This is a genomic window from Acidocella sp. (genome assembly GCF_028687955.1).
Taxonomy (GTDB): Bacteria; Pseudomonadota; Alphaproteobacteria; order Acetobacterales; family Acetobacteraceae; genus Acidocella.
The window spans coordinates 1-2,870 of the sequence record NZ_JAQTZC010000067.1 but is presented as its reverse complement, the minus strand read 5'-3'; the positions used below and the strand labels follow the sequence as shown (position 1 = coordinate 2,870).

Here is a 2,870-nt window from a genome sequence, read left to right as displayed (position 1 = left end):
CTCCGCCTGGGGGGTTGCGCTGGGGCTGCTAACTTTGCTGTGCGGTCTGGGAACCGCCGCGGTGGTGCTCTTGCCTGCCCGCCAGCCGCCCTGGGAGATGTTGCGGAACATTTCGTGGGATGTACTGCCGCTGGTGGCAGGATTGTTTGTGATGGTGGCGGCGCTGGACCGCACAGGCGTGGTGGCGGCGCTGGCCCAATTGCTGGGACAGGCAGGTGGCGCGGCCGGCTGGGTGGCTGGTCTGGGACTCGGCGTTTTGGTGAATCTGGTGAATAATCTGCCGGCCGGGCTGCATGTGAACGCCTGGCAGTTTCTGCAAATTGGGTTGGTGGTTATGCCGCTGGCGCTGTTCGCGGCGGTGGTGGCGTTATATCCTTAAGGGCGGCGGGTAACCCCAAGGTCACGGATGTGACGTTGTGCGAAGACCTGCGAGAATTGGTTGAACCTGCCACGCTGGGTGATCCGATGCGTCCGTTTTTGTGGGTTTTACCAGCCCGCCACCAAACCCAGAGAGTCAAGCTCTTGGCGGGCTGGTATGCGCGCGGGGCTGGTGGGGCGGCCGCGCGCAAAATCAAGAGCTTATACCAGCCCGCCACCAAATCCAGAGAGTCAAGCTCATGGCGGGCTGGTATAACAACAATATGCCAAAGTAGTGCTGGAACCTGAACGCACTTAAACCAATCAGGCTCTCGGAACCCCGGGCGGCGGAAGCGAGGCTGTGATCAGGTTCTGCAATACTGCCGGGTCTATGGTGAAACTCTGCTGGCCGGTGGGAATTGAGATCCCCTCCTCGGCGAAGCGCTGATAGATTCTGGCATAAAACTCCCGCCGCACCGCCCAGTGCTGGCCGGGGCCGGTGCGGATCTGCCCGGTGATGACAAGCCCCCGGGCGCTGAACTGGTCCAGGCCGAAGAGTTGAAAATCATCACGGATCATCGCCGCCCAGGCAGGGTCCGCGCGCATGGTCCGGGCGATATCTTTCAGGAGGGCAAAAACCCGGTTCAGATTTTCCTGATAGCCGACATCGATGGAAATCTGCGCGTAGCCGAAATCGCGCGTCATGTTGGTGATGGTGGTGACGGCGGAAAACGGGATGATATTGTTCGAGCCATCGCCGCCGCGCAGACGGATGGTGCGGATGGAAAGCCGTTCGACCGTACCGGTCATCCCCGCGAGCGACACGACATCCCCCACCTGCATCGCGTCTTCCAGCAGCAAAAACAGCCCGGTGATAACGTCCTGCACCAGCTTCTGGCTGCCAAAGCCGATGGCAATACCGAGCACCCCGGCACCGGCCAGCAGCGGCGCGGCGTTAACACCGATTTTAGAGAGGCAGATGAGCCCGGCGACCAGCGAGATGCTGACGCCGATGGTGGCCCGGAGCATCGGCGTCAGGGTGCGCAGGCGTGAAGCCTGGCCCATGCGCCCTGTGGCGGCGAGCCGCTCAATACGCCCGGCAAGCAGCAGATTGGCGCATTCCCACAAGACCAAGGCGACGGCGATGGTGATGACGATGGAAACCCCGGCATTGATCAGGCTCACGCTGATCGGATTGGTGAACAGCCATCCCACCGCGTTGACGCCCCAGCCCTGCAACACGAGCACAATGACCGCAACGCCGATGCCAAGCCGGATGAGCACGCGGATGAGCGGGTTGTAGGCCCGCGCCCGCGCGAGCAAGGCCGGATGGGCACTATCGGGTGCGTCGGGAAAGGCCCGCTCCAGCAGGGTCGAGCTGCCGGTCCAGGCGATTCGCCCGAGCACCAGCGCCGCAACGCAGACCAGAACGGCGCGCAGCAGCACGCCCAGGGCATTTTGCACGCCGCCGGCCCAGGCAAACCACAAGGCCAAAACGTAGAACAGCGCCGGATAATGCCAGACGCGCCCCAGCCTGCGGCGAAAGGCGGCAAAGCCACTGGCCGCTTCCGGCGGCCCGGCGATCCAGCGCCCCACCAGCTGGCGGCTGTGCCAGATGGCGATGGCGATTTCGATATGGACAGCCAGCGCAATGATGCGGATGAGCGCCATGGCGCCGGTCTGGGCCAGTCCCAGCAATTGGGCGATTGAAACGATAGCGTAGCCGATGAAAACGGTGATGAGCAGCACCATCGCCTGGCGCATCACCGAGGCCGCGCGCCGCCCCGGCATGGTGACGAGGCGCAGGCTGGGCGCGCCTGGCGCGACGATAACGGCCAGAACCTCGCCCGCGAAGCGCGCGAGCAGATAGGCATTGGCAATACCGGCGACCGCCAGATACGCCGGGCGCTCGCCCGCCAGGCCGTATGCCAGCAGTGCCGCCACGGTGAGCGCAAAGCCGAGCAATGGCAGCAGCCGGACGCCAAAATACAGCAGCGCGAACAGCCCGCGCCGCCCCCAGGCCCGAAGCGAGACACGCCGGCGGGGGAGTTTCTCGCTCTCCCCCGCCTCCGCATCAGCCAGCCCCTGTTCCTCCTCACCCTCGGCGGGAATCACGGCGGGCGCTGGCACGGAACGGCTGATCAATCCGCTACGCAGGCGCGCTAGAAAAAACCGTAGGGCGGCCTCCACAGCGAGCGCGGGCAAAATCGTGACGGCCAGCCCCTCCATGATGCTGACAAGATGCGCGCGCCGCACCGGGGCTTGCGGAAAGCCGCGCAACCAGTCCCACACCGGCGTGAGTTGCGTGGATTTGCGGAGCGCGGCAAGGAAGTCGTCAAAAGTTCTCGCCGCATCGTTCCCCAGTGTGTTGGCAAGGGAGAAGCCGAACGAGGTGGTCCCAAACGGGGCGGGGGTATTGGCGTCAAGGTCGGCAGGGCTGGATGCGGCGGCGGTTAACGCCGCCAGAGGCGAACCGGGAATGATGGCGCTGGCAGGTTTGGCCGCCGCCGCCG

At 64.7% G+C, this 2,870-nt stretch carries 2 protein-coding genes; one reads left to right on the top strand and one right to left on the bottom strand.

Annotated features, from left to right (window positions below):
- The coding region (locus PHE40_RS09095) for an SLC13 family permease (protein ID WP_299961012.1) at positions 1 to 379 on the top strand (379 nt) is incomplete at its 5' end.
- Between the two features lie 302 nt (positions 380 to 681).
- Here PHE40_RS09095 and PHE40_RS09090 read toward each other — a convergent pair.
- Positions 682 to 2,870, bottom strand: a 2,189-nt coding sequence (locus tag PHE40_RS09090) for a mechanosensitive ion channel domain-containing protein (RefSeq protein WP_299961010.1), incomplete at its 5' end; no start/stop codon positions are given.